This is a genomic window from Pradoshia sp. Z4_20 (assembly GCF_058216035.1).
In genome coordinates this window covers 122343-145214 of the sequence record NZ_JBZAJD010000008.1, presented here as the reverse complement: position 1 = coordinate 145214, position 22872 = coordinate 122343, and the positions used below count along the sequence as shown (strand labels likewise).

The 22872-nt window shown below is 37.0% G+C and carries 21 protein-coding genes; 16 read left to right on the top strand and 5 right to left on the bottom strand.

Annotated elements, in window-relative coordinates; all coding sequences use genetic code 11:
- The first annotated feature begins 16 nt into the window (after positions 1–16).
- Positions 17–1549, top strand: a complete 1533-nt coding sequence (locus tag AC4BHP_RS16025) for an acyl-CoA carboxylase subunit beta (protein WP_490553361.1) — start codon at positions 17–19, stop codon at positions 1547–1549.
- 19 nt (positions 1550–1568) lie between these two features.
- The gene (locus AC4BHP_RS16020) at positions 1569–3479 is read left to right on the top strand and encodes an AMP-binding protein (protein WP_490553359.1); all 1911 of its coding nucleotides are present in this window, start codon (positions 1569–1571) and stop codon (positions 3477–3479) included.
- Positions 3480–3706: 227 nt separating this feature from the next.
- Here the strand turns inward: AC4BHP_RS16020 and AC4BHP_RS16015 are convergent, their stop codons facing one another.
- The gene (locus AC4BHP_RS16015; RefSeq protein ID WP_490553357.1) at positions 3707–4357 is read right to left on the bottom strand and encodes a 2OG-Fe(II) oxygenase; all 651 of its coding nucleotides are present in this window, start codon (positions 4355–4357) and stop codon (positions 3707–3709) included.
- 509 nt (positions 4358–4866) lie between these two features.
- On the opposite strand from AC4BHP_RS16015, the gene AC4BHP_RS16010 reads away from it, so the two are divergent.
- Together AC4BHP_RS16010 and AC4BHP_RS16005 are read left to right on the top strand one after the other, a co-directional pair.
- On the top strand, positions 4867–5316 hold the full coding sequence (locus AC4BHP_RS16010) for a hypothetical protein (RefSeq protein ID WP_066104031.1): 450 nt from the start codon (positions 4867–4869) through the stop codon (positions 5314–5316).
- Positions 5317–5763: 447 nt separating this feature from the next.
- A complete protein-coding gene (locus tag AC4BHP_RS16005) occupies positions 5764–8235 on the top strand; it encodes a helicase-related protein (protein ID WP_490553355.1) in 2472 nt (823 codons plus the stop codon).
- A 195-nt stretch (positions 8236–8430) separates the two neighbouring features.
- Here the strand turns inward: AC4BHP_RS16005 and lexA are convergent, their stop codons facing one another.
- The gene (gene lexA, locus AC4BHP_RS16000; protein ID WP_066104026.1) at positions 8431–9057 is read right to left on the bottom strand and encodes a transcriptional repressor LexA; all 627 of its coding nucleotides are present in this window, start codon (positions 9055–9057) and stop codon (positions 8431–8433) included.
- 153 nt (positions 9058–9210) lie between these two features.
- On the opposite strand from lexA, the gene yneA reads away from it, so the two are divergent.
- From yneA to AC4BHP_RS15950, 10 genes are all read left to right on the top strand, one after another.
- The gene (yneA, locus tag AC4BHP_RS15995; protein WP_066104023.1) at positions 9211–9534 is read left to right on the top strand and encodes a cell division suppressor protein YneA; all 324 of its coding nucleotides are present in this window, start codon (positions 9211–9213) and stop codon (positions 9532–9534) included.
- A gap of 69 nt (positions 9535–9603) precedes the next feature.
- Complete coding sequence (locus AC4BHP_RS15990; protein ID WP_066104021.1) at positions 9604–10254, top strand: YneB family resolvase-like protein; 651 nt, start codon at positions 9604–9606, stop codon at positions 10252–10254.
- A 76-nt stretch (positions 10255–10330) separates the two neighbouring features.
- The gene (locus AC4BHP_RS15985; protein WP_066104018.1) at positions 10331–10561 is read left to right on the top strand and encodes a DUF896 domain-containing protein; all 231 of its coding nucleotides are present in this window, start codon (positions 10331–10333) and stop codon (positions 10559–10561) included.
- Between the two features lie 138 nt (positions 10562–10699).
- Positions 10700–12706: a transketolase gene (gene tkt / locus AC4BHP_RS15980; protein WP_490553352.1), complete on the top strand. Its 2007-nt coding sequence runs from the start codon at positions 10700–10702 to the stop codon at positions 12704–12706.
- A gap of 120 nt (positions 12707–12826) precedes the next feature.
- On the top strand, positions 12827–13159 hold the full coding sequence (locus AC4BHP_RS15975; RefSeq protein WP_490553350.1) for a PadR family transcriptional regulator: 333 nt from the start codon (positions 12827–12829) through the stop codon (positions 13157–13159).
- Positions 13156–13797: an HAAS signaling domain-containing protein gene (locus tag AC4BHP_RS15970; RefSeq protein WP_490553348.1), complete on the top strand. Its 642-nt coding sequence runs from the start codon at positions 13156–13158 to the stop codon at positions 13795–13797. The genes AC4BHP_RS15975 and AC4BHP_RS15970 overlap by 4 nt, the downstream gene beginning before the upstream one ends.
- Positions 13798–13878: 81 nt before the next feature.
- Positions 13879–15363 carry a DUF4153 domain-containing protein gene (locus AC4BHP_RS15965; protein WP_490553346.1) on the top strand — a complete coding sequence of 495 codons (1485 nt, stop codon included), beginning with the start codon at positions 13879–13881 and terminating at the stop codon, positions 15361–15363.
- A 375-nt stretch (positions 15364–15738) separates the two neighbouring features.
- A complete protein-coding gene (locus tag AC4BHP_RS15960; protein WP_180349939.1) occupies positions 15739–15852 on the top strand; it encodes a TetR-like C-terminal domain-containing protein in 114 nt (37 codons plus the stop codon).
- A gap of 168 nt (positions 15853–16020) precedes the next feature.
- The gene (gene sirA, locus AC4BHP_RS15955) at positions 16021–16464 is read left to right on the top strand and encodes a sporulation inhibitor of replication protein SirA (RefSeq protein ID WP_066103999.1); all 444 of its coding nucleotides are present in this window, start codon (positions 16021–16023) and stop codon (positions 16462–16464) included.
- A gap of 167 nt (positions 16465–16631) precedes the next feature.
- Positions 16632–16847, top strand: coding sequence for a YneF family protein (locus tag AC4BHP_RS15950; protein ID WP_066103996.1), 216 nt, complete (start codon positions 16632–16634; stop codon positions 16845–16847).
- Between the two features lie 361 nt (positions 16848–17208).
- Here AC4BHP_RS15950 and AC4BHP_RS15945 read toward each other — a convergent pair whose 3' ends face one another.
- The 3 genes from AC4BHP_RS15945 to AC4BHP_RS15935 form a co-directional block, all read right to left on the bottom strand.
- A complete protein-coding gene (locus AC4BHP_RS15945) occupies positions 17209–17760 on the bottom strand; it encodes a hypothetical protein (RefSeq protein ID WP_254654700.1) in 552 nt (183 codons plus the stop codon).
- A gap of 232 nt (positions 17761–17992) precedes the next feature.
- On the bottom strand, positions 17993–18163 hold the full coding sequence (locus AC4BHP_RS15940) for a type II toxin-antitoxin system antitoxin (protein WP_139063817.1): 171 nt from the start codon (positions 18161–18163) through the stop codon (positions 17993–17995).
- Positions 18164–18172: 9 nt separating this feature from the next.
- Positions 18173–19018 carry an SPFH domain-containing protein gene (locus AC4BHP_RS15935; protein WP_490553343.1) on the bottom strand — a complete coding sequence of 282 codons (846 nt, stop codon included), beginning with the start codon at positions 19016–19018 and terminating at the stop codon, positions 18173–18175.
- A 222-nt stretch (positions 19019–19240) separates the two neighbouring features.
- Between AC4BHP_RS15935 and AC4BHP_RS15930 the strand changes: the two genes are divergently transcribed.
- The gene (locus AC4BHP_RS15930; protein ID WP_490553341.1) at positions 19241–20986 is read left to right on the top strand and encodes an ABC transporter ATP-binding protein; all 1746 of its coding nucleotides are present in this window, start codon (positions 19241–19243) and stop codon (positions 20984–20986) included.
- Between the two features lie 3 nt (positions 20987–20989).
- The gene (locus AC4BHP_RS15925) at positions 20990–22783 is read left to right on the top strand and encodes an ABC transporter ATP-binding protein (protein ID WP_490553340.1); all 1794 of its coding nucleotides are present in this window, start codon (positions 20990–20992) and stop codon (positions 22781–22783) included.
- The last annotated feature ends 89 nt before the right edge of the window (positions 22784–22872 follow it).

Below are 22872 nucleotides of genomic sequence, written 5' to 3'. Positions count from 1 at the left end.
AGAAAGGTAGATGACGATGAACACAATTCAAAACGACCTTATAGAACGAATAGAAAAAATTAAAGGAGGCGGAGAAGAGAAGTATCATCAAAAAAATAAAGAAACAGGCAAATTGTTCGCCCGTGAGCGTTTAGAGCTATTGTTTGATGAAGGCGTTTTAGCTGAGGATGGATTGTTTGCGAATCATTCTGCGGAAGGTTTACCGGCTGACGGGGTGGTAACTGGATTAGGGAAAATAAATGGTCAAACGGTTGCTGTTATGGCCAATGATTCAACCATTAAAGCAGGATCATGGGGTGCACGGACGGTTGAAAAAATCATTCGTATTCAGGAAACTGCTGATAAGCTGCAAATCCCTATGCTGTATTTAGTGGACTCAGCCGGTGCGAGAATAACGGATCAGGTAGAGATGTTCCCTGGACGCCGAGGGGCTGGCAGAATTTTTTATAATCAGGTAAAACTGTCCGGGAAAATCCCGCAAATCTGTTTATTATTTGGCCCATCTGCAGCAGGCGGTGCCTATATTCCAGCATTTTGCGATATCGTTGTGATGGTGGAAGGGAATGCTTCCATGTATCTTGGTTCTCCTAGAATGGCAGAGATGGTGATTGGCGAGAAGGTCACATTGGAACAAATGGGCGGAGCGAAAATGCATTGTTCCGTATCGGGATGCGGAGATGTCCTTGTAAGCAGTGAACAAGAGGCAATCGAATATGCCCGGAAATATCTGTCCTACTTCCCGGCCAATTTTGCCGAAAAAACAAAAAGCACCGAAGAAAAACTACCTCAAGTATCAGACAAAACAATCGCAGATCTTATCCCTCAGAATCAAAATGCACCTTTTAATATGTATGATCTCATTAATCAATTAATAGACGAGGATTCCTTTTGTGAAATCAAGAAAATGTTTGCACCTGAATTAATTACTGGTCTTGCCCGAATGGGTGGTAAACCGGTCGGTATTATTGCTAATCAGCCGCGTGTAAAGGGTGGAGTCCTTTTTCATGATTCTGCTGATAAAGCAGCTAAATTCATTAATCTATGTGATGCCTTCAATATTCCCTTGCTCTTTTTAGCCGATATACCAGGCTTTATGATTGGCACTAAAGTAGAGCAGGCAGGAATTATCAGGCATGGTGCAAAAATGATTGCTGCCATGAGTGAAGCAACCGTTCCAAAAATCTCTGTAATTGTTCGGAAAGCGTATGGAGCTGGCCTTTATGCGATGGCTGGTCCAGCCTTTGAACCAGATTGCTGTATTGCCTTGCCGACTGCCTCAATTGCAGTTATGGGACCAGAAGCGGCAGTGAATGCTGTGTATGCCAATAAAATTGCCGCGCTGCCGGAAGAAGAACGCCAAGGCTTCATTATGGAAAAAAGAGAAGAGTACAAGGAAGATATTAATATTTATCGCCTTGCCTCAGAAATGATAATAGATGATATTGTTGAACCGAATGATTTAAGAAGTCAATTAATCACTAGATTTAGCTTATATGAAAGTAAATATCAGGTCTTTTCATGCCGAAAACATCCGGTTTACCCGGTTTGAGGAAACGGAGGGTTCTATCATGAGCCAAGTAGCCTGGATACCCGATCATCGTACGATTTCTAACCTGCGTCTACATAAATGGATAAAAGAACTGAGCCTTAAAGACTATGACCAATTTTATGCTAAATCGATTGAAGAGCCCGAATGGTATTGGGGAGAGGTCGAAAAAGAATTAGGGTTCAGTTGGAAGTCACCTTATAAAAAAGTAATGGACCTATCAAATGGGATTGAATTCCCGGATTGGTATGTCGGTGGAACCTGTAATATTGTGGATTCTTGTATAGAGAAATGGATATATTCTGATCATCATGCAATCGAATATGAAAATGAATTAGGACAAACAAAGAAAATCTCCTTTCCGCAATTATATGAGTGGGTGAGCCGAGTGGCAGGAGGGTTATTGGAACAGGGGATTGTACGTGGAGATAGAATAACCATCTATATGCCAATGATTCCGGAAACCATTGTAGCCATTCTGGCTGCTGCAAAAATTGGTGCGGTTGTCTCGCCTGTATTCTCCGGTTTTGCAGAGGATGCCCTAAAGACACGGGTAAACGCAGCAGGTTCCAAAATGATTATAACGGCAGATTCCTATACTCGCCGAGGTAAAAAGGTCGATATGTTAAAGACAGTTACAAATGTTTTAAATGAAATGGATACTTTGGAGAAGGTAGTTGTAGTGGGAGAGAGTGTGACACATGCTCCATTTGTATCCTGGAGTCATATTGAAGCAACAGAACCGGTAGACACCTCTGCTGAAATGAAGAGTGATGATTCATTCATGCTCATTTACACCTCAGGGACAACAGGCAAACCAAAAGGAACAGTCCACACTCATACCGGTTTCCCGATAAAGTCAGCGATTGATGCAAGAATCTCAATGGACGTGGTCAAGGGTGATAAGCTTCTCTGGATAACCGATATGGGCTGGATGATGGGACCATTTCAGTTGTTTGCCAGTTTAATGAACGGAGCTACGATTATGCTTTACGATGGGGTTCCTGACTACCCAACGGCTAATCAGATATGGAAGTTAGTTGAAAAGTGGAAAGTTACGCAATTAGGAATTTCACCTACATTAATTCGTTCTCTAATGGCAAGGGCTGATGACTCGATTGGTTCTCATGATCTTTCATCTCTTAAAGTGTTTGGATCAACGGGTGAGCCTTGGAATCCGGATCCGTGGAATTGGTTGTTTGAAAGGGTTGGGAAAAAGAAAATCCCGATTATAAATTATTCAGGAGGCACCGAAATATCCGGCGGCATTTTAGGAAATGTTTTATTGAAGCCTATTGCTCCTGTTACATTTAATTCACCGATGCCAGGCATGGATATTACGGTTTTAAATTCATCCGGAGAATCTGTTACGAACGAAGTGGGTGAGCTCTGTATTCGTGCTCCATGGGTAGGCATGACAAAAGGCTTCTGGAATGAGAAGGAAAGATACTTAGATACATACTGGAGCACCTATAAGAATACGTGGGTTCATGGGGATTGGGTGAGTACAAACGGCGTTTTTTGGGAGATTAAAGGGCGGTCTGATGATACATTGAATATAGCGGGAAAAAGAGTAGGTCCGACTGAATATGAATCCATTCTTATTAAGCATGAAGACGTGATTGAAGCGGCTGCTATCGGTATTCCGGATGAGCTTAAAGGGGAATCCTGTGTATGCTTTGCCGTTTTACAATCGAATGTAAAGGGGAATGCAGAGCTCGAAGGGGAGCTCATGAAACTTTTGGGCAATCAGCTTGGAAAAGCACTCAAGCCTTCAGCTATTTACTTTGTTAGCGACCTGCCAAAAACGAGAAACCAAAAAATTATGCGCCGAGTCATCAAATCTACCTTCCTTAATCAAGATGCAGGTGATTTATCCTCCTTAGTCAATCCGGAGATCGTACATGAAATTAATCAGATAAAAATAAAATGATAACCAGTTAGTTGGAAGCAAGTGTGCGAATCACTTGCTGCTAAACAGCTATCTAATAGTTAAGCGTTGGCATGGATTATCTCCATGCTTTTTTAATTAGTTTTATAGTTAATATAATTGGATTGTTGTATTCTTGAAAAACTTAACTTGATTAAGATAATTTAATAGAATGTATCGGAACAAATGAAAAAGCAAGGCATACATCATTGCCTCGCTTTACTGTCCTGTTAACGAATACGTTGTTTCCGAATCCATTGAGTAGCAATCCATTTTTCACCCTTGGTAACCGGGGCACCGCCATGTAAGGTCTTTTCGTTCAGAGATTCATCTTGGTAGAAATATTCAAAGTATACCGCCATTCCTTTTTGTGGAGCGATTGATAAGTCTAGGTGAGGAAAATACGTTTCTCCGCCTTCTTCCACATCGTTTAGGTATAAGACAATTGTACTGATTCGGTTATTTTGAGCTGCTTGACTTGTTGAAGCAAAATAATCAAAGTGTTCTTTGTATTCCTGGCCAGGAGTATAGCGAAGGATATGTAGATTTTCACTATGTTCAGACGGAATGTCAGTGATTTCAGCTAGTCGTTTTTCAATGCGTAAAACGGTTTCATTTTGGGCATCTTCAATGAAAGCACCTGTACTCGTACGCATACCGTTTACTTCACGGGTTGCTCCAACGGTTGATCGTTTCATATCCTGCTTCGCCAACTCTATCAATGTATCGCATTCTTCGTCGCTTAACACGTTTCCCAATACCACAACAAGTGGTTCACCGTGACGAGCTAAGATAGGAATTCGTCTGTTCTCTGTCTCAATGAAATGACCTGTGTGGGGGAAAATAGGCGTTTCTTTTTGTGGATGAATGGTCGTTGTCATATATTGCTTCCTCTCCCATCTTTTATCTGTTCTAATCGCTATTTTATCATGTATTTAATAAATCCGATTAGAATTCTCATAATTATTTATGGAAGAGAAGATTTCAAAATAATAATATATGAGTTTGAATGGGAGCAAATATTAAAAAGAATATATTCTCAAACATATCTTGAGACAAGAGAGCTCAATGGATATATAACGTTGCTGGTTGTAGTACAGGTTTTTAAGTCGTTATTAGCAAATTATGGGTGGGGGATCATTGTTATATCTGGCTTTATCAGTTTCAGACAGGAATCATTCTGGAACTACAATTTATAATCAAGGTTGATTTTCATAGAATTTAATTATTGAACTAAAAAATGAATTCTTGAAATTTATGGTAATATATATTTTGAAATGATTCGCAGTTTAGTAGAAAAAGTTATAGAGTGGAATTCAAATCATTTCAAAATAAATTTATTGATTAAAATTAAGAAATAAATTTATGGAAGTGAACGGAGGGCTTGTATATGTCGCGTATTCAATTTTTAGCATCGTCTAAGCCATTTATAATGCCTGAAGAAATAGAGAATTACCATAATAATGGAATAGATGAATTAGACATGTGTTTCTCAGTGTATGAAGCAGATAAATGGTGGTGTGATATTGTTAAACCTGTTTTATCAATGCCATACATATATGAAGTCGGAGTTCTTGGTAATCATTTTTTCGTTTATTTGGAGAAATATATGGATATTGGTGATGTTATCGAGCTTTATGAAATACCTGTTCAACAGTGGTATGAAGAATATATACAGCGTGTCCTTGAAGTTCCAGAGCCAATTATGATCAACGTTGGTAGTTACACCTACCAAAATCAATATGGATTGTTTAGGCTTAACCCTAAAAAATGGGTAGAAGAGCTTAGCCATCGAACATTATTAACTGAACGTGGTGTAACAACAATTGTGAAATATTGATAACTCTCTACTTTTAGGAGTTTCCTCTGATGGGCTCTCTTGATTATACATAAGGAAAGAAATGAAAAAGGCTTTAGTTTTGTAAACGTGGCATTTGAAGGAAAGAAACCAAAATTTTAGTTCAAGAACTTTACTATAAAAGAATAAATCAAAACTCCTCAATGAATGGGGAGTTTATTTTGTTTAATACTTTAATTTTGCTGTATATAAAGAAAATGCGCCATCAAAGCAAATAAAATGGAACAATTATGATTGATCCGGTGATATTATATGTATGATTTAAATAAAGTAATGAATCAAATGGGTCTAATATCAAAATTAAGAAAAAATACTTATAGAACATAATAATATTATGTAAACAAGATTATTAAATTTATAGATATGCGGTTAATCGTATATATTAGCCTTATAAGAGAATTTTTATGGCAGTTGAAGGAGAACGGAATAATGGACATATTGAATAAAGGGTATAAAGAAGCAGTTGAAAAAGCAAAAAATGACATTCTGAATGATATTTCCTTATATATGGAAGAAAGTGAAACAAAGCCTGCTGTTAATGATTATTTGGAAAGCAGAGAACGTTATTTGAATCAGATTTGGAATTTAGCATGGAAGAGTCGAACGCTTCAGCGGATGAATAGAACTGAAAAAATTAAATTTTTGGGGCTTCGTGGTATAGAAACAGAAGGAGCCTCCAAGAAAGCAATTAATAAAATGGTTGAACAAGAACTGAGTGGACTAAAATCTTTTGATATGAAAAGTTGGATCCAAGATTACTTTGGAGAAACAGATGAACGATGGAATGAATTATTTGAATCAGTAAAGTTAAAAAAATTGAAAGCAAATTATGAGATTACCGTTATAAAAGATGAGGCCTTAAGTATTTTGAGCAGTAACAAGCTTTATTTTTATTTAAAGCTCAGATATAAAGTGGCAAATCAATTACAAAAGGATATATCAAATGTGAAGGGGTTCAATCAAGCCCAATTTGAAACGCTCAACGACCTCTTATATTGGGGATATGATGTATACCAGGATGATTCTGTTTTTGACGAATATATTTATCAAAATCTAATCGATACCTTTGTTTACGAAACCATATACCCATTTATACTATCAGAATTGCCGAATCAGATCATAAACCAATATGAGAATTTGTTTAAAGGGTCGATTAATCATAAGTTGATCAGGCAATTGATTGGGGCTAATATTAGTGAATTTCAATGGGAATATGAAAGTGAAATAGAGCAGGAATTGATTGAGGACCTTATAGATGTTCGAAACCACCCGGACGAATTTGATATACAAATGCCGTTATACCATACTCAGCACAAAGAGAGAATTGAAAAAAGAGAACAGAAATTAGAAGAGCTGAGGAAACAGGAAGAAATAAAACAAAAGAAACTGGATGATATTTTTGGAGTTGAATACAAAACAACCGTTTATAGTAACACTAAATATATTCTGCATATAGGAGAAACAAATACCGGAAAAACCTATCAGGCGTTAAATAGATTAAGGGAAGCTGCATCTGGTATATACCTGGCACCTTTAAGGCTATTGGCACTTGAAGTATATGAAACGCTTAAAAACAACGGAATTGCCTGTGCATTAAAGACAGGTGAAGAAGAAAAGGATATTGCAAATGCCACGCATTATTCCTGCACAATTGAAATGTTTACCGAGAAAGATGAATTCGACGTCATGGTTATAGACGAAGCGCAAATGATCGCAGATAAAGATCGTGGGTTTTCTTGGTTTAGAGCTATTAATAAAGCGCGTGCTCGGGAAGTTCACATCATAGGCAGTCACAATTCGAAAAGGATGATTCTAAATCTGCTTCAGGGAAATGATATTGAAATTCATGAATACAAACGTGATATACCGCTGATTGTAGAGAAAAAACCTTTTAAGATCGAACATACCAAGGCAGGAGATGCATTGATTGTATTTTCTCGAAATAAAGTGCTTCAAACCGCTTCAAAGCTGGAGAGAAACGGCCATAAAGTAAGTATAATCTATGGAAGTATGCCTCCTGAGACAAGAGCTAAACAAATTCAGAGGTTCATTAACAGGGAGACGCGAGTGATTGTATCTACAGATGCTATCGGGATGGGGCTCAATCTACCGATTAGGCGGGTCGTTTTTCTGGAAAATGATAAATTTGATGGCACGAGAAGGCGTTTATTAACCTCCCAGGAAGTAAAGCAGTTAGCGGGCCGTGCCGGCCGTAAAGGTATATATAATGAAGGAAGAGTGGCATTTACTGATCAAATTGGTTTAATGAAACGGTTGTTAAATGGTGAAGACCGGCCGATCAGTACATTTACAATAGCACCTACACAGGGTGTATTTGAACGTTTTAAACGTTATCACTCGAGTTTTGATCAATTCTTTGAATTATGGGATGAATTTAAAAATCCTTCCGGCACAACAAAAGCACCGCTTACTCAGGAAAAAGCTTTATATCATTTAATTCGCCATGAACAAATAGAAGGACGAATGTCGATAACTGATTTATACGGTTTTCTGCATTTACCTTTTTCAGCGAATGAGGAGAGCCTCGTTAATCAATGGCTCTATAATATGAAAGCCATTGTGGATAGAAGAGAATTGAGAGAGCCTTTAATAAAGAAAGATTCCTTGGATGAACTTGAATTATCTTATAAATCAGTAGGATTGCATTTATTGTTTTTGTATAAATTAGATCGAAGAAGTGAAACGGTCTATTGGGAGCGAGTAAGAGAAGAAATCAGTTCAGATGCACATAATCAGTTAAGAAAAGGGGTTAAAAAATATCAAACAAAGTGTCGGTCATGCAATAAGCCGTTAAGTTGGAATTATCCATTTGCTATTTGCCAGTCGTGTTATGAAGAGAGTAAACGATCAAGATACTATTACAAAGGATGGGATATATAGGACCTTCAAGCTTGCAATCAAAATGGTTGCAAGCTTTTTTGTATCACATAATAATATTATGTAAACAACGAGATAAATAAAAGTATTAATCTATTTATAAAATGGAATACGCCAATTCTTAAATGCATAAGTTTAATAGAGATAATAGATTTTAAACACAAAAGTAGAACCGGCTGAAAGCCGGTCCCAACGTTCTTATTGAATATTTCTGTATAACCCGATCACTTTGCCAAGGATGCTGACATTTTGTAGAATGATAGGCTCGAGCATAGAATTTTCAGGCTGCAGACGGAAATGAGTATCTTCTTTAAAGAAACGTTTAACGGTAGCTTCATCATCTTCAGTCATGGCTACGACAATTTCACCGTTGTTTGCTGTATGCTGCTGGCGAACAATTACATAGTCACCGTTAAGTATTCCAGCTTCAATCATACTGTCGCCCATAATTTCTAGCATAAACACATTTTCATCGGCAGGAGCCATATGCTCAGGCAGAGGGAAGTATTCTTCTATATTTTCGATAGCTGTAATAGGCTGCCCTGCAGTTACTTTCCCGATTAATGGTACATTAACTGAATTTGTTTTTGGAATATGGTCATGTGGATCCATATCCAGGATTTCAATAGCACGTGGTTTGGTAGGATCTCGTCTGATGAGTCCTTTGCTTTCCAATCGCGCTAAGTGACCATGAACCGTGGAACTTGAAGCCAGTCCGACTGCTTCGCCAATTTCTCGAACGGAAGGCGGATAGCCCTTCGTTTTTACTTCTTCTTTAATATATAGCAAAATATCCTGTTGCCGTTTGGATAATTTAGTAGTCATCTCCCGCACCTCTTTTAGCTTTTCTTGTTTTTAGTATATCATTTCCTGTTTAACAGTACAAACATAAGTTCGTTTTTTGTATTGACACAAAACGTTTGTTCGGTTTATACTTGATTTATATTAAACGAACATACATTCGATGGGGGTTTATTTATGAAAAAATTATGGACTTCTTATAATTATTCAATCTTGTTTTTTATAGGTCTTTTCTTATTAATAACTACAATGATAGTAACAAATATTGAAGCACCAAAAGACGATTATCAACAAATCACGGTTAAAAAAGGAGATACAGTTTGGGATATGGCTGAACGTTTTGACGGCAGCGAAATGACACAGACTGAATTTGTCTCTTGGGTTCAGGAACATAATGACTTGCACATTAATCATTTAAAGGAAGGGCAAACGATTGTGATTCCTGTAAAGAAAATGAACGAAAATACAGAAATGCTACACTTAGCAGATTCTGATAAATAACTATATAATCAGTAAGGTCGGGAATGTTTCCCGGCCTTATCTATATGTAAAGAAGAATGGTGAGAGAAAATGAAGGTTGGAATTTATTGCAGAGTCAGCACAGATAAAAGTTCACAGGAAACATCACTGGAAAGGCAGGAGCAGGAGTTAACAAGACTGGCTGCCATAAAGGGGTTCGAGGTGGTAATAATCGAGAAAGAACAAGCCAGTGGATATGATTTAGAACGAGAAGGCATTCTAATCTTGCTGGAAAAAATGAAAAATAGAGAAATCGAGGGTCTCTTGATTCAGGATGAAACAAGACTGGGCAGAGGAAATGCCAAGATTGCTCTATTACATTGCATCTATAAAGAAGGGGTTAAATTATATACGGTTACTCATAATGGTGAGCTTGAGGTTTCTGAAACAGATGCCATGCTTTTGCAAATCATCAGTATAGTAGAGGAATATCAGCGAAAATTACAAAACAGTAAAATCAGAAGAGGGATGAAACGAGCAATTGAAAATGGATATAAACCACAAAGAAATTTAGCAAATCAACATCTTGGAGGCGGAAGAGAAAGGTCAGAGGTACCTTTACAGGAGGTTATTGAGCTGCGTATTAAAGGATTAACATTTGCTGAAATTACGGAGAATTTAAACAGAAAAGGCTATGATCTCTCAAAAGCCACCATTCATCGAAGATATTCAGAATATATGAAAAAGAATACTAATCAATAGTTCATTCTTGAAAATTACGCAGTTTTTCTATACGATGACAATATCTACTTATATTTTATATAGAAGGAGCAATACCATGCTGCCAATGCATAAAATTAAAAGAATTAATGAATTATCTAAGAAATCAAAAACAGTTGGCCTTACAAAAGAAGAAGCCACTGAACAATCTCTTCTGAGGAAAGAGTATTTGGAAACCTTTCGTACCTCAATGAGAAATACGGTTGAAGGTTTGACAATTATCGATCCAGAAGGTAAGGATGTCACACCTGAAAAAATAAAAAAATTACGTAATAATAAATTACATTAAGGGTATAGCATAATAGGTTAGACTCCAAAAAAATATCTTAAGGAGTGACGATTTTGTAGCATTTACCAACAAAGTCTTGTCAACCTGTTTATACTTCATTAATATAAATTAGAAGGTTAATCTGAAAGGATGTAGGCAATGTTCACAGAAAAAGATAATTTATCTATCACAGCTATTCGTACTCTTTCAATCGATGCAATTGAAAAAGCTAATTCAGGTCATCCTGGTATGCCAATGGGAGCTGCTCCTATGGCTTATACTCTTTGGACCAAATTCATGAACCATAATCCAAAAAATCCGGATTGGTTTAACCGTGATCGTTTTGTATTATCAGCAGGACATGGTTCCATGCTTTTATACAGCTTATTGCACTTATCAGGTTATGGCCTTGATATGGAAGAAATTAAGAATTTCAGACAATGGGGCAGTAAAACACCTGGACATCCTGAATATGGACATACAAAAGGCGTAGAAGCTACAACCGGACCACTTGGCCAAGGTATTGCGATGGCAGTCGGTATGGCAATGGCGGAACGTCATTTGGCGGCAGTCTACAATAAAGATAACTTTGATGTTGTAGATCATTTTACATACAGCATTTGCGGAGATGGAGATTTAATGGAAGGGGTATCAGCTGAAGCTGCTTCTCTTGCTGCCCATTTAAAATTGGGACGTTTAGTAGTCCTTTATGATTCCAATGATATCTCTCTTGACGGCGAATTAAATATGAGCTTCTCTGAAAGTGTTGCTGAGCGTTTTAAAGCTTACGGATGGCAATACATTCGCGTAGAAGACGGTAATGATCTGAATGAAATTGCTAAAGCGCTTGAAGAGGCAAAAACAGATCTTGACCGTCCAACTATGATTGAAGTAAAAACAGTTATCGGATACGGTGCTCCAAATAAATCCGGTAAATCTGCTGTTCATGGTGCTCCGCTTGGCGAAGACGAAATGAAATTGACTAAAGAATATTACAAATGGACATTCGAAGAAGATTTTTATGTACCACAGGAAGTTTATGACACATTCGAAGAAACTGTTGTAAAAGCTGGTGCTAAAAAAGAAGAAGAATGGAACCAATTATTTGAAAGCTATAAAAATGAATACCCTGAACTTGCTGCTCAACTAGAAACAGCAATCAAAGGCGAATTACCTGAAGGCTGGGATAAGGATATTCCTGTTTATGAAGCAGGAAAAGCCGTTGCTACACGTAATTCAGGCGGAGAAGTATTAAATGCAATCGCTAAAAATCTTCCATCTTTATTTGGTGGATCCGCTGACTTAGCTGGATCAAACAAAACGATGCTGAAAGGCGAAAAAGATTTCTTGCCAGGCTCCTATGATGGCCGAAACATTTGGTTTGGAGTACGTGAATTTGGTATGGGTGCTGCATTAAACGGTATGGCACTTCACGGTGGTGTGCATGTGTATGGAGGAACATTCTTTGTATTCTCTGATTACCTGCGTCCAGCTATTCGTTTAGCAGCGTTAATGAATCTTCCTGTCACATATGTATTTACACATGACAGTATTGCTGTTGGAGAAGACGGTCCAACTCATGAACCAATTGAGCACTTGGCTGCATTGCGCGCAATGCCTAATGTATCACTTATCCGTCCGGCTGACAGCAATGAAGTGGCAGCTGCATGGAAAGCGGCATTAACAAGCAAGTCTGCACCAACTGCGTTAGTATTATCCCGCCAAAACTTAACTACGTTACCGTTATCAGCTGAATTAGCTGAAGAGGGCGTTGCTAAGGGTGGATATGTGGTTTCACCTTCCAATAAGGATGCTGCCGATGCTATATTGTTGGCATCTGGATCTGAAGTAGGATTGGCTGTTCAAGCACAGGCTATTTTAGCGAATGAAGGCATTGATGTATCAGTTGTCAGCATGCCATCATTTGATCGTTTTGAAGCTCAATCTGCTGAATATAAAGAATCTGTTATTCCTTCATCTGTTAAGAAACGCCTTGCAATTGAATTAGGTACATCTTTCGGATGGGACCGTTATACAGGTGATGAAGGTGAAATATTGGCAATTGACCGCTTTGGTGCTTCCGGCCCTGGTGAATTGTTAATGGAAAAATTCGGATTCACTCCATCTAATGTGGTTTCTTTAGTAAAAGAAATGCTACAAAAATAAAATATATTTTTAAAAAATCGCCAGGGTCTTTCTCTGGTGATTTTTTTATGAATATATTTACAAACAATTCCAAATGATGTATGTTTGATATGTACCTAATAATTCTAGGTAGGTGAAGAAATGTTTAATCGTGAACTTGTAAAAGGAAGTACATCACTTCTTGTTCTGCAGCTTTTGCAAGAAAGAGATATGTATGGGTATGAATTGGTGAAAGAAATGGATCACCGCAGTGACCATGGATTTCAGATGAAGGAAGGTACGCTGTATCCTGCTTTGCATAAGCTTGAAAAACAGGAATATATAGAGTGCTACTGGGTTGAACAAGAGAAGGGACCCGCTCGTAAGTACTACCGTATTACCATGGCTGGCAAAGAGATGCTAGAGATTAAAACAAACGAATGGAATCGATATGTCCAGGTCATGAACAAGGTAATGGGGAGAACAGAAACATGAGACGGGCTGAAGAAGATTATTTAAGTCAGCTTGATCGATTGCTGGGTGCCCATCCTGATAAAGCGGCTATTATGGAAGAATATAAGTTACATATTTCCGAAATGGCTTGCGACATCATTTATGAGGATGAGTCACCCGACTTAATCTATAAAGAGCTATCGATGCGGCTGGGTACACCGGAAGAAGTTGCTGTATCCTGGAAACAGGAACTAACCCTTACACCAAGAAAAACAAGGTGGATATTTGCAGGAATTAACTTGTCCCTCTTTATAAGCGGAATTTTGTTAACATTTATCAACCATACATATGATTGGAATTGGGCCAAGGAAATATGGTCTTTGCTAACATCGATTCCTGTACTTTTAATGGCCATCTATATTGGTTTTTGGGTCTTGCTTGGTTATGAAATTGGCAAGGAATTTGGACATCAGGGCAAAAAGCTTATTAAGAAAACGTTTTTGATTACGGTGATCCCTAACATTATCTTAATGTATTTGGTTATCTTTAACCTCGTACCGGATCAATGGTTTGACCCCTTACTGGATAAACCATTTATTATTGCATGTGTATTTTGTACGTTTATCTTATATCCAGTCAGTTTTGCTGGGTATCTATGGGGGAAGAAAGCCTCGCTTTGACTATTTGCCTATATACATAGAATAACTATGTATATTTATCACTATATACCTAGAATAACTAGGTAGAGGGGGATCCTTAAAATGGATATTCAGTTTAAAAAAGAAGATAAAGTATTTTCACTGTTATGTATAGCGCTAGCCTGTTTTGCTGAGTTATCTTTTTTACATGGAGAAGTAGGGATTTCCTATCCGTTGTTCTTATTTGCTTTTTATGGTCTGTTTTTTTGGAGGTTTCGGAAAACGAAATTTACTCATATGCGAATTGGAAGCCTTCTGATGGTTTGTATTTGGATTCTTGGTTTATCTTATTTCTATCAATCTAATGTCCTTTTTTATCTAACGAATGGGTTGGTTATACCAATTCTTGTAGCAGCTCAGCTAACACTTATTACAAATCAACAAAAAATTGATTGGAGCAGAGTCAACTTTATTAAACAATTGAAAACAAAACTGGTAAACAGTATTAAATACAATCAGCAATTCATCTCCTACATCCTAAAAAAATTCAGAAAAGAGGGAGCAGGGGAAACTGGGGGGATGGCTAAAAGCATCGGTTTGGGAATTGTTATTGCATTCCCGATACTCATCATCATCATTCTATTGCTTGTATCGGCAGACAGTCATTTTCAAGCGATATTTATGCACATCCCTGACTGGTTATTTTCCGTACAAATAGGTGAATTCTTTGGAAGATTGATAGTTATTATCCTATTTGCTCTTTTGTTTTATGGTTTTCTAAATGTATTACATTTAAAACAGCCGCAAACACTGTCCTCTAACATGAAAGAGGCAGGAAGTGTCCAGTTCGATTCAACCATTGTGACAACGATTCTGGTCCTGATTAATGGAGTCTATTTATTATTTACAATTGTCCAGTTTAAATATTTCTTTGGCAGCCCGCTTCTCAATGATATGACCTATGCTTCAAGCGCGCGAACAGGATTTGCCCAGTTATTGTTGGTTACCCTCATAAATTGGTCCATACTGCTTGGAACCCTAAAGTATGTATCTGTTCAAATGAACGCTGCTAAAAGGCTTATACAGGTCCTTCTCAGTCTTTTAATCGTATTTAGCGGAGTTATGCTAACATCGGCTTTTATGCGCCTCTATATGTATGAAGAGGCCTATGGATATACGATTCTCAGAATACTCGCACATACGATTATGCTTTATCTGGTTGTCATTTTTACCTATACATTAGTAAAAATCTGGATTGAACGAATTGCATTAAGACATTTTTATTTTTTAACCGGATTATTGTTTTACACTGGATTGCACATCGTTCAACTGGATCAACTAATCGTAGATAAAAATATAAGTAGATATAAAGAAACGGGTAAAATTGATCTATATTATTTAAACGAATTATCCTATACAGGATTATCTGGACTGATTGACTTATATGAATCAGACCCCAATTCTGGTGAATTGAAACATCTATTATCAGTCCAATATGAGCAAATGAGGAACACTGACTATACTTGGCAGTCCTATAATCTTTCCAGAGTTGAAGTTTATGATAGGTTAGAAAGTCTTAACCTCACTAAGCATGAAAATGGAGATTAACAACAGCTAATCCAGTACTGGTCATATTCTTGCTATAAAGTAGATATCAGATAACGGCAACCGGTTTTTGGAGGATTCCAGCAGAAAACGGAGTACTGGCTAATTTGATTTTTGAAGGATAAATAAGTAAAAAGCCTGGACTTATGGGTCCAGGCTTTTTGTAAACAAGCTTATTTAAAGTGTTTATGTCTGTAGGCTAATCCATTTAAAAATATGAAATATATCAATTTTATTTTCCTCAGCTGCCCTTGATCCTAGCGAGTGGGGAATGGATATAATTTTTAGAAGGTACAAAAAATGTAATCATTAATGCGATGACACTCAATAATGTCATGAAATAATAAGCATCACTTGCCCCTAAATTAGAAAAAGTCTATCACCGGATATATTAGCTCATCAGTATTGGGAATTATCATATGGTGGATAAAAGACGGACTTCATTTCAGTTCTGAATATGTAGCCAGTCAAATTACAGAATTATACAGATGATCAATGGTGATAAGAGTAAATCATATGTATAATGGGTATAAGAGATTAATTTGAAAAATCAAAAAAAATATTTACTCGACAAAATTAGAACAACTCTGCACGTTCATTTTACATAATATGCAACAATAGTTTTTTATACTATATGTAAAGAGAATTGGAGGTAAGAGTATGCGCACTTATATTATTTATTTAATAGAGAATGAATTTGCACGTCATTATTATGGACGAGAATATATGTTTTTTAACTTATTCCAGGATTATGAACAATCTGAAGGGGATAAGAAAAAAATACTCCGCAGGCAAATTAACTTTGTTACTAAAAAGATTCATGCACAGCTTTTTACCTCTTTTATGGAAAATCAACTAATGGAAAATAAAGATTGTTATATGGAAAATGGGGTATATTATATCAGAAAGCGAAATGTCGGCCAAAGCGAAGCAAGCTTAGGATATCGCAATCATTCATTGATTCTGCATGCTACTGGAACGTATGAATGTGAGACCATATTTTTTGAATGGCTCAGGCAGTGGAATCCATATTTTTTAGCGTTGGATATAACTAAGGAACGGTGCGCTTGGCTCAGACCTATTAAACAGAGGTTATATGTATGAAGTAGAATAAGACAGATTTCACTATGAGATTGTTATAAATACCGTGGAATTTATTCTATTATGTCTGTTTGTATCAAAATCTGATAGAAATATCACAATAGTTATGGTATTATTACTTTGGTTTAGTACAATGTCTTTGTGACAGCACGGAGGAGGTAGTTTAGGTTATGGGATATTATATTCTTACGGCAGTGATTGCTTTGATTGCTGGTGTGGCTTTAGGATTCTTTATCGCTCGTAAATACATGATGGACTATTTAAAGAAAAACCCACCAATCAATGAACAAATGATTAAAATGATGATGACACAAATGGGTATGAAGCCATCCCAAAAGAAAGTAAATCAAATGATGAATGCGATGAACAAGCAACAAGGGAAATAAGCCTTGTTACATCTGGGATTCTAAGGTCATCTGATTATACATGGTTAAAGTTTACTGTCTTTTTTACATAAAAAGATGTAACCTTCATCGATATTTTTTAGTATATTGGTGAAGTTTTCTTGGCTTAGTTTAAAACCACTTTTCTGTAGAGAATGTTAAACCATTAAATACGGAGGAGTGGTTTTTTCTATTGTTGGTGCTGAGTTTTCAGACTATAGCGTTAAAAGCTTATTGATTATATGGCTACTTCCCTATTTTATAATCTTTAGGGCAATCAAATGGTTCATTAAGAGATAAAATTAGCTTTTTATGTTAGTCTATAAACACGAAAACCCCCTCTTTGCGAGAAGGGGTTTTTATATTATTTCACTGGAATAGTAAACGAAACATCTTCACTGTTCATGAAATCCTCAGTGGTTACGTCACCCAGTATTAACTTTATCTCTTTAACGGAATTAACATCAATGGTTTTACCATCAGGTGCTAAAAATTCAAGTACTCCTTCTTTTTTAACCCCACCTTGGATCTCACCACTAACATCACCATCAGTTAAGAACATGTTGGCATCCAATTGCATATCGCCAATTACAGCTGATCCTTGGTCGGGATAAAATTGTAGAACTCCATCTGTTGTATTTTGAACATTGATACCTACTTGGATTTCATTTTCTTCAATTTTAATGTCGCCTAGTCCAACTTTTAGTCCTTGTGCTGTTACTTGTTGAGAAGAAGCATCAATGGTTTTAGTTCCATCATCTGTTTTTTGTGTTTCAGTTGTTTTAGTGTCTGAAGTATTACCAGTTGATACACTTTCTTCTTCTCCGCCACCTACAATAGCAACAATAATAAGTAATACAGCAATAACTATGATTCCTAAGCATCCAATCTTAAAGAACTTTTTCAAGTTAATCATCTCCTTATGAATCTTATATCTAAATTATAATACAATTCTAAAAATAATTAAAAGTAGAAACGAGGATTTTGACATTGAGCAAACATAGACTGGTGGTTTTTATGTGTGCTCAAAAAGCGTCAATAGGAATGGTATAAGAGTGTTTATTAAATCACCACAATAAAAATAGAACGTTTGTATTATTTTAAACAAACGTTCTAACTATGCTTCTGGCTATCTAATAGTCTCGAATTTATTCTTGTTGTTCTTGATCATCCTTCAATCGGCCTGCTTTTTTTACGGCTTCTTTTAAGAGGATTTCTATTTGAGCATTTACACTGCGAAGTTCATCATCTGCCCATTTTTCAAGTGCGTCATAAAGTTTAGGATCAATTCTTAGCGGATATGCTTTTCTTTTGGCCATCTTAAAAACCTAGTGAATGCTTCCTGTATTAATAATTGGCTGCGTTCCCTTTTCTGAAACAATTGCAACCATTAAGTTGTTGACCATTTGTGCTTTCTTGTCTTCATCAAGTTCAACAATATCTTCATCCGCCAATTGGTCGATCGCACTTTTCACCATTCCAATGGCACCATCAACAATTACCTTACGGGCAGCCAGCACAGCCTGGGCCTGTTGTCTTTGTAACATAGCGGAAGCAATCTCAGAAGAATAGGCTAGATGCATGATTCGTGCCTCAAGCACATCCACACCAGCTACCTCTAAACGTTTTTGTAAATCCTCTGCTAAAAAAACAGCAATTTCATCACTATTTCTCCGTAGTGACAGATCGGTTTCTTTGTCAAAGTGATCATAGGCGTATTGGCTTGCGATATGACGAATTCCCGTTTCACTTTGGATTTGTACAAACTCTTTGTAATCCTTCACATCAAAAGTTGCCTTCGCACTATCATTGACACGGTATACCACCACGGCAGCTATTTCAATCGGATTACCTTCTAAATCATTTACCTTTAGGGTATCGCTATTGAAATTGATGACGCGCAGTGAAACGCTGGATTTGATGGTAAAAGGTATTGCCAACCATAGACCTTGCTCGCGTATGACTCCTACATATGTTCCGAAAAATGTTAATACTTTTGCTTCGTTTGGTTGGACAATGGTGATGCCAGACAATAATATGGCAACAGCTATTAATAATACGATTGGAAGTACAGTTGATCCATTTATCAACATATAAGCACTAATGCTGATAATGACCAACCCTGCAAGGACGCCTAAATAACCATTCATTTTAACTGCCTTCTTTTCAACCATCTTAATGCCTCCTATATATCAAAGTGATATCACAATTATATCACTTATTTAGTTAGATAGTTAGCTTTTTATAACAAAATATACCAAATATTCTAATTAAGTTTGTAAAGCAATCCTAAAATACACCTGTACAATTATTCGGAAAGTTTAAAATAATCTTCCTTTGGTTTATTTGATTTGCTAAAATAAGGAGGCCTTATAAAAGAGAAAAGGAGGGCATTTGTGAAGATCTTTGTAAAGCTAAAATGGTTTTTTAAGAAAGAAAAAAAAGCATACATAATTGGCATCATTATGTTATTATTCGTAGCTATTTTGCAGCTGATTCCACCTAGAATTATAGGAATTGTAGTTGATCAGATTAATAATGATTCTCTGACAGGTGCAGGTCTTTCGAAATTGACTGTTATTTTAATTGCTTCGGGCGTTGGTATGTACATATTAAGATATTTTTGGCGAATCAAGATCTTTGGTTCAGCCGTGAAGTTAGCAAGAGAACTTCGTTATCGATTATTTGATCATTTCACGAATATGCCGTCATCCTTTTACCAGCGTAAGCGCACCGGAGATTTGATGGCACATGCGACCAATGACTTAAATGCAATCCAGCAAACGGCAGGAAGCGGTGTCCTATCCTTGGTTGATTCGCTAACGACCGGTGGGTTTGTTGTTCTGGCCATGGCCTTTATTGATTGGCGTTTAACGTTGTTTGCATTGCTTCCTATGCCCGTTATTGCCATCTCAACAAGCTATTATGGGAAGCTATTACATAAAAGATTTAGGGCTGCTCAGGCTGCCTTTTCTGAATTGAATGACAAGACCCAGGAAAGCATAAATGGGATTAAAGTGATCAAGACCTTTGGCCAGGAAAGAGAGGATATTGAATCCTTTCGGTCTTCCTCTAATGATGTAGTGGATAAAAACATATCGGTGGCGCGTATAGATGCCTTGTTTGATCCAACTATCAGTGTAATGGCGGGACTTTCTTATTTTATTTCAATCGCTGTTGGCGCGAAATATGTGATGGAGGGCAGTTTGACGATTGGTGAACTTGTATCTTTTTCAACCTATCTAGGATTATTGATTTGGCCGATGCTCGCTTTTGGATTCTTATTTAATATCGTGCAACGGGGGAACGCATCTTATGATCGAATTACTGAACTCCTAGCTGAAAAAACCGATATTTTTGATAAAACTGGCGCTCTTAACGAACAAGCCAGTGGTGATATAGAATTTGAGATTTCATCCTTTACTTATCCTGATGAAAAGGAACCTGTACTGGAGGATCTCTCATTTACGATAAAAAAAGGGGAAACTCTCGGAATAGTTGGGAAAACTGGTGCAGGTAAAACGACTTTATTAAAATTACTGATTAGGGAATTTGAGACAACAGAAGGGTGCATAAGCATTGGAGGACACGAAGTACAAAATTATACGTTGAAATCCTTACGAGAAGCAATTGGGTATGTACCACAGGATCCTTTTTTATTTTCAGCAACAGTTGGTGAGAATATCGCCTTTGCTAAACCGAATGCTACCCAAGAAGAAATTAAGGAGGCGGCAATTCTTTCATATATTCATTCTGATATTGAAGGCTTTACGGAAGGATATAATACGGTTGTAGGTGAACGTGGAGTCTCGCTTTCTGGTGGTCAAAAGCAAAGAATCAGTATAGCAAGGGCATTGATGCTTGATCCTGAAATCTTAATTCTGGATGACTCACTATCGGCAGTCGATGCCAAAACAGAGGCAACAATCCTCCAGAATTTAAAGGAAAACAGAGTACACAAAACAACGATTATCACATCCCATCGGTTAAGTGCTATCCAGCATGCCAATCTAATCATTGTTCTGAAGGACGGTAAAATCGTTCAAAAAGGTACGCATAGGGAGTTAATGGACTTGGAAGGCTGGTATAAAGAAATGTACCAACAGCAACAATTAGAAGAATTAGTGGAGCAGGGGGGATAAGAGATGGATGAACTTAAATCATTAACAGGAAAAGAACAGCGAGCAATTCTCTTCCGTCTCTTGTCCTATGCGAAACCATATAAAAAGAGATTAATAGGAGCATTTTTCTTATTATTTCTTGCGACAGTGGCTGACATCACAGGACCTATTTTAGTGAAGATATTCATTGATGATTATTTAACGCCAATGAATATGCAGTATAAGCCAATAGCTATTTTGGCAATCGGGTATTTGATACTCCTGTTTGCTAAAATGTTTATTACTTATTTTCAAGAGTTTTCGTTCCAGCTTGTCGCTTTAAAAATTATTCAGCAGCTTAGGGTTGATGTTTTCAGTAAAGTACAAAGCCTTGGATTGAGATATTTTGATAAAACACCAGCAGGAGCAATTGTATCCAGGATTACTAATGATACAGAAGCAATTAAGGATATGTTTGTGACTGTGATTGCAGCTTTTATATCCAGTGGATTTTTCGTGATAGGGACGATTATTGCGATGTTTATTTTGAACGTTAGGCTTGCTGTGTTTTGTTTATTCATCCTGCCCATTTTATATTTGCTTATGAGATTTTATCGTAAATTCAGCAGTGTTTTTTATCAAGAACTCAGGGAAAGGCTAAGCCAGTTGAACGCCAATTTAAATGAATCTCTCCAGGGGATGTCTATAATTCAGGTGTTTCGCCAGCAGAAACGCTTAAAGGATGAGTTTGAGGAGATTAATCAAAAACATTATGAAGCAGGAATGAGGAATATTAAGATAGATGGGTTATTGCTAAGGCCAGCGATAGATCTAGTATATATATTTGCGATTGTTCTTGTGCTCAGTTACTTTGGGATCAACTCGATGAATTCAGTAGTTGAAATAGGTGTTTTGTATGCGTTTGTAAATTATATTGATCGGTTTTTTGAACCCGTTAACCAAGTGATGCAAAGATTATCCTTATATCAGCAGGCAATTGTGGCTGGATCAAGAGTATTTGCTGTTTTGGATGAAAAAGAGTTAGCTCCCGGGGCAGAGAGCATTCAAACGTATAAAATCGAGCGGGGTGTCGTTGAATTTAAAAATGTTAGTTTTTCTTATGATGGAAAGAGAGATGTACTAAAAAACATCTCCTTTAAAGTCAATGAGGGCGAAACAGTTGCACTTGTTGGACATACGGGTAGTGGAAAAAGTTCTATCATAAATTTGATCATGCGTTTCTATGAATTTAATAGAGGAGATATATTAATTGATGGGAAATCCATCAAAAGTTATTCAAATGAAGAACTGCGGGGGAAGATGGGGCTTGTATTACAGGATGCTTTCTTATTCTATGGGTCTGTTAGAGATAATATCAGTTTGCATGATCAAACAATAACGGACAATGAAATAGAAGAGGCAGCTAATTTTGTTCAGGCACAATCCTTCATTGAAAAGCTACCTGATAAATATAATCATTTAGTAGTGGAGCGGGGAGCAACATTTTCGAGCGGTCAAAGGCAGTTGATTGGCTTCGCGCGAACAATCGTGAGAGATCCTAAAATTCTTATTCTTGATGAAGCGACAGCCAATATTGATACAGAAACTGAAGAGGCTATTCAAAAAAGCCTGGCAAAAATGAGAAAGGGCAGAACGACAATTGCAATTGCCCACCGTCTTTCCACAATTCAAGATGCTAACCTTATACTTGTTTTGCATCAAGGCCAAATTGTTGAACAGGGAACACATCAGGAATTGCTGGCTAAGCAAGGGCTTTATTATAAAATGTATTTACTTCAAAACGGTATGCGTTCAAGTTTCAACAAAGATGTAAGCTGAAATAAAGACTCTAACTAAATAAATCGCATCCGATGAATCGGATGCGATTTATTGTTTTTCTGAAATATACTTTTGGGTGATTCCTGAAA

What these genes read in the sequence shown, in the direction of transcription:
- AC4BHP_RS15935 (WP_490553343.1), bottom strand. Translation starts at nt 19,018, where the DNA reads ATGGTTGAAAAGAAGGCAGTTAAAATGAATGGTTATTTAGGCGTCCTT.
- sirA (WP_066103999.1), top strand. Translation starts at nt 16,021, where the DNA reads ATGCGCACTTATATTATTTATTTAATAGAGAATGAATTTGCACGTCAT.
- AC4BHP_RS16025 (WP_490553361.1), top strand. Translation starts at nt 17, where the DNA reads ATGAACACAATTCAAAACGACCTTATAGAACGAATAGAAAAAATTAAA.
- AC4BHP_RS15965 (WP_490553346.1), top strand. Translation starts at nt 13,879, where the DNA reads ATGGATATTCAGTTTAAAAAAGAAGATAAAGTATTTTCACTGTTATGT.
- AC4BHP_RS15990 (WP_066104021.1), top strand. Translation starts at nt 9,604, where the DNA reads ATGAAGGTTGGAATTTATTGCAGAGTCAGCACAGATAAAAGTTCACAG.
- AC4BHP_RS15975 (WP_490553350.1), top strand. Translation starts at nt 12,827, where the DNA reads ATGTTTAATCGTGAACTTGTAAAAGGAAGTACATCACTTCTTGTTCTG.
- tkt (WP_490553352.1), top strand. Translation starts at nt 10,700, where the DNA reads ATGTTCACAGAAAAAGATAATTTATCTATCACAGCTATTCGTACTCTT.
- AC4BHP_RS16005 (WP_490553355.1), top strand. Translation starts at nt 5,764, where the DNA reads ATGGACATATTGAATAAAGGGTATAAAGAAGCAGTTGAAAAAGCAAAA.
- AC4BHP_RS16015 (WP_490553357.1), bottom strand. Translation starts at nt 4,357, where the DNA reads ATGACAACGACCATTCATCCACAAAAAGAAACGCCTATTTTCCCCCAC.
- AC4BHP_RS16020 (WP_490553359.1), top strand. Translation starts at nt 1,569, where the DNA reads ATGAGCCAAGTAGCCTGGATACCCGATCATCGTACGATTTCTAACCTG.
- AC4BHP_RS15925 (WP_490553340.1), top strand. Translation starts at nt 20,990, where the DNA reads ATGGATGAACTTAAATCATTAACAGGAAAAGAACAGCGAGCAATTCTC.
- AC4BHP_RS16010 (WP_066104031.1), top strand. Translation starts at nt 4,867, where the DNA reads ATGTCGCGTATTCAATTTTTAGCATCGTCTAAGCCATTTATAATGCCT.
- AC4BHP_RS15970 (WP_490553348.1), top strand. Translation starts at nt 13,156, where the DNA reads ATGAGACGGGCTGAAGAAGATTATTTAAGTCAGCTTGATCGATTGCTG.
- AC4BHP_RS15945 (WP_254654700.1), bottom strand. Translation starts at nt 17,760, where the DNA reads ATGATTAACTTGAAAAAGTTCTTTAAGATTGGATGCTTAGGAATCATA.
- AC4BHP_RS15985 (WP_066104018.1), top strand. Translation starts at nt 10,331, where the DNA reads ATGCTGCCAATGCATAAAATTAAAAGAATTAATGAATTATCTAAGAAA.
- yneA (WP_066104023.1), top strand. Translation starts at nt 9,211, where the DNA reads ATGAAAAAATTATGGACTTCTTATAATTATTCAATCTTGTTTTTTATA.
- AC4BHP_RS15940 (WP_139063817.1), bottom strand. Translation starts at nt 18,163, where the DNA reads ATGGCCAAAAGAAAAGCATATCCGCTAAGAATTGATCCTAAACTTTAT.
- AC4BHP_RS15950 (WP_066103996.1), top strand. Translation starts at nt 16,632, where the DNA reads ATGGGATATTATATTCTTACGGCAGTGATTGCTTTGATTGCTGGTGTG.
- lexA (WP_066104026.1), bottom strand. Translation starts at nt 9,057, where the DNA reads ATGACTACTAAATTATCCAAACGGCAACAGGATATTTTGCTATATATT.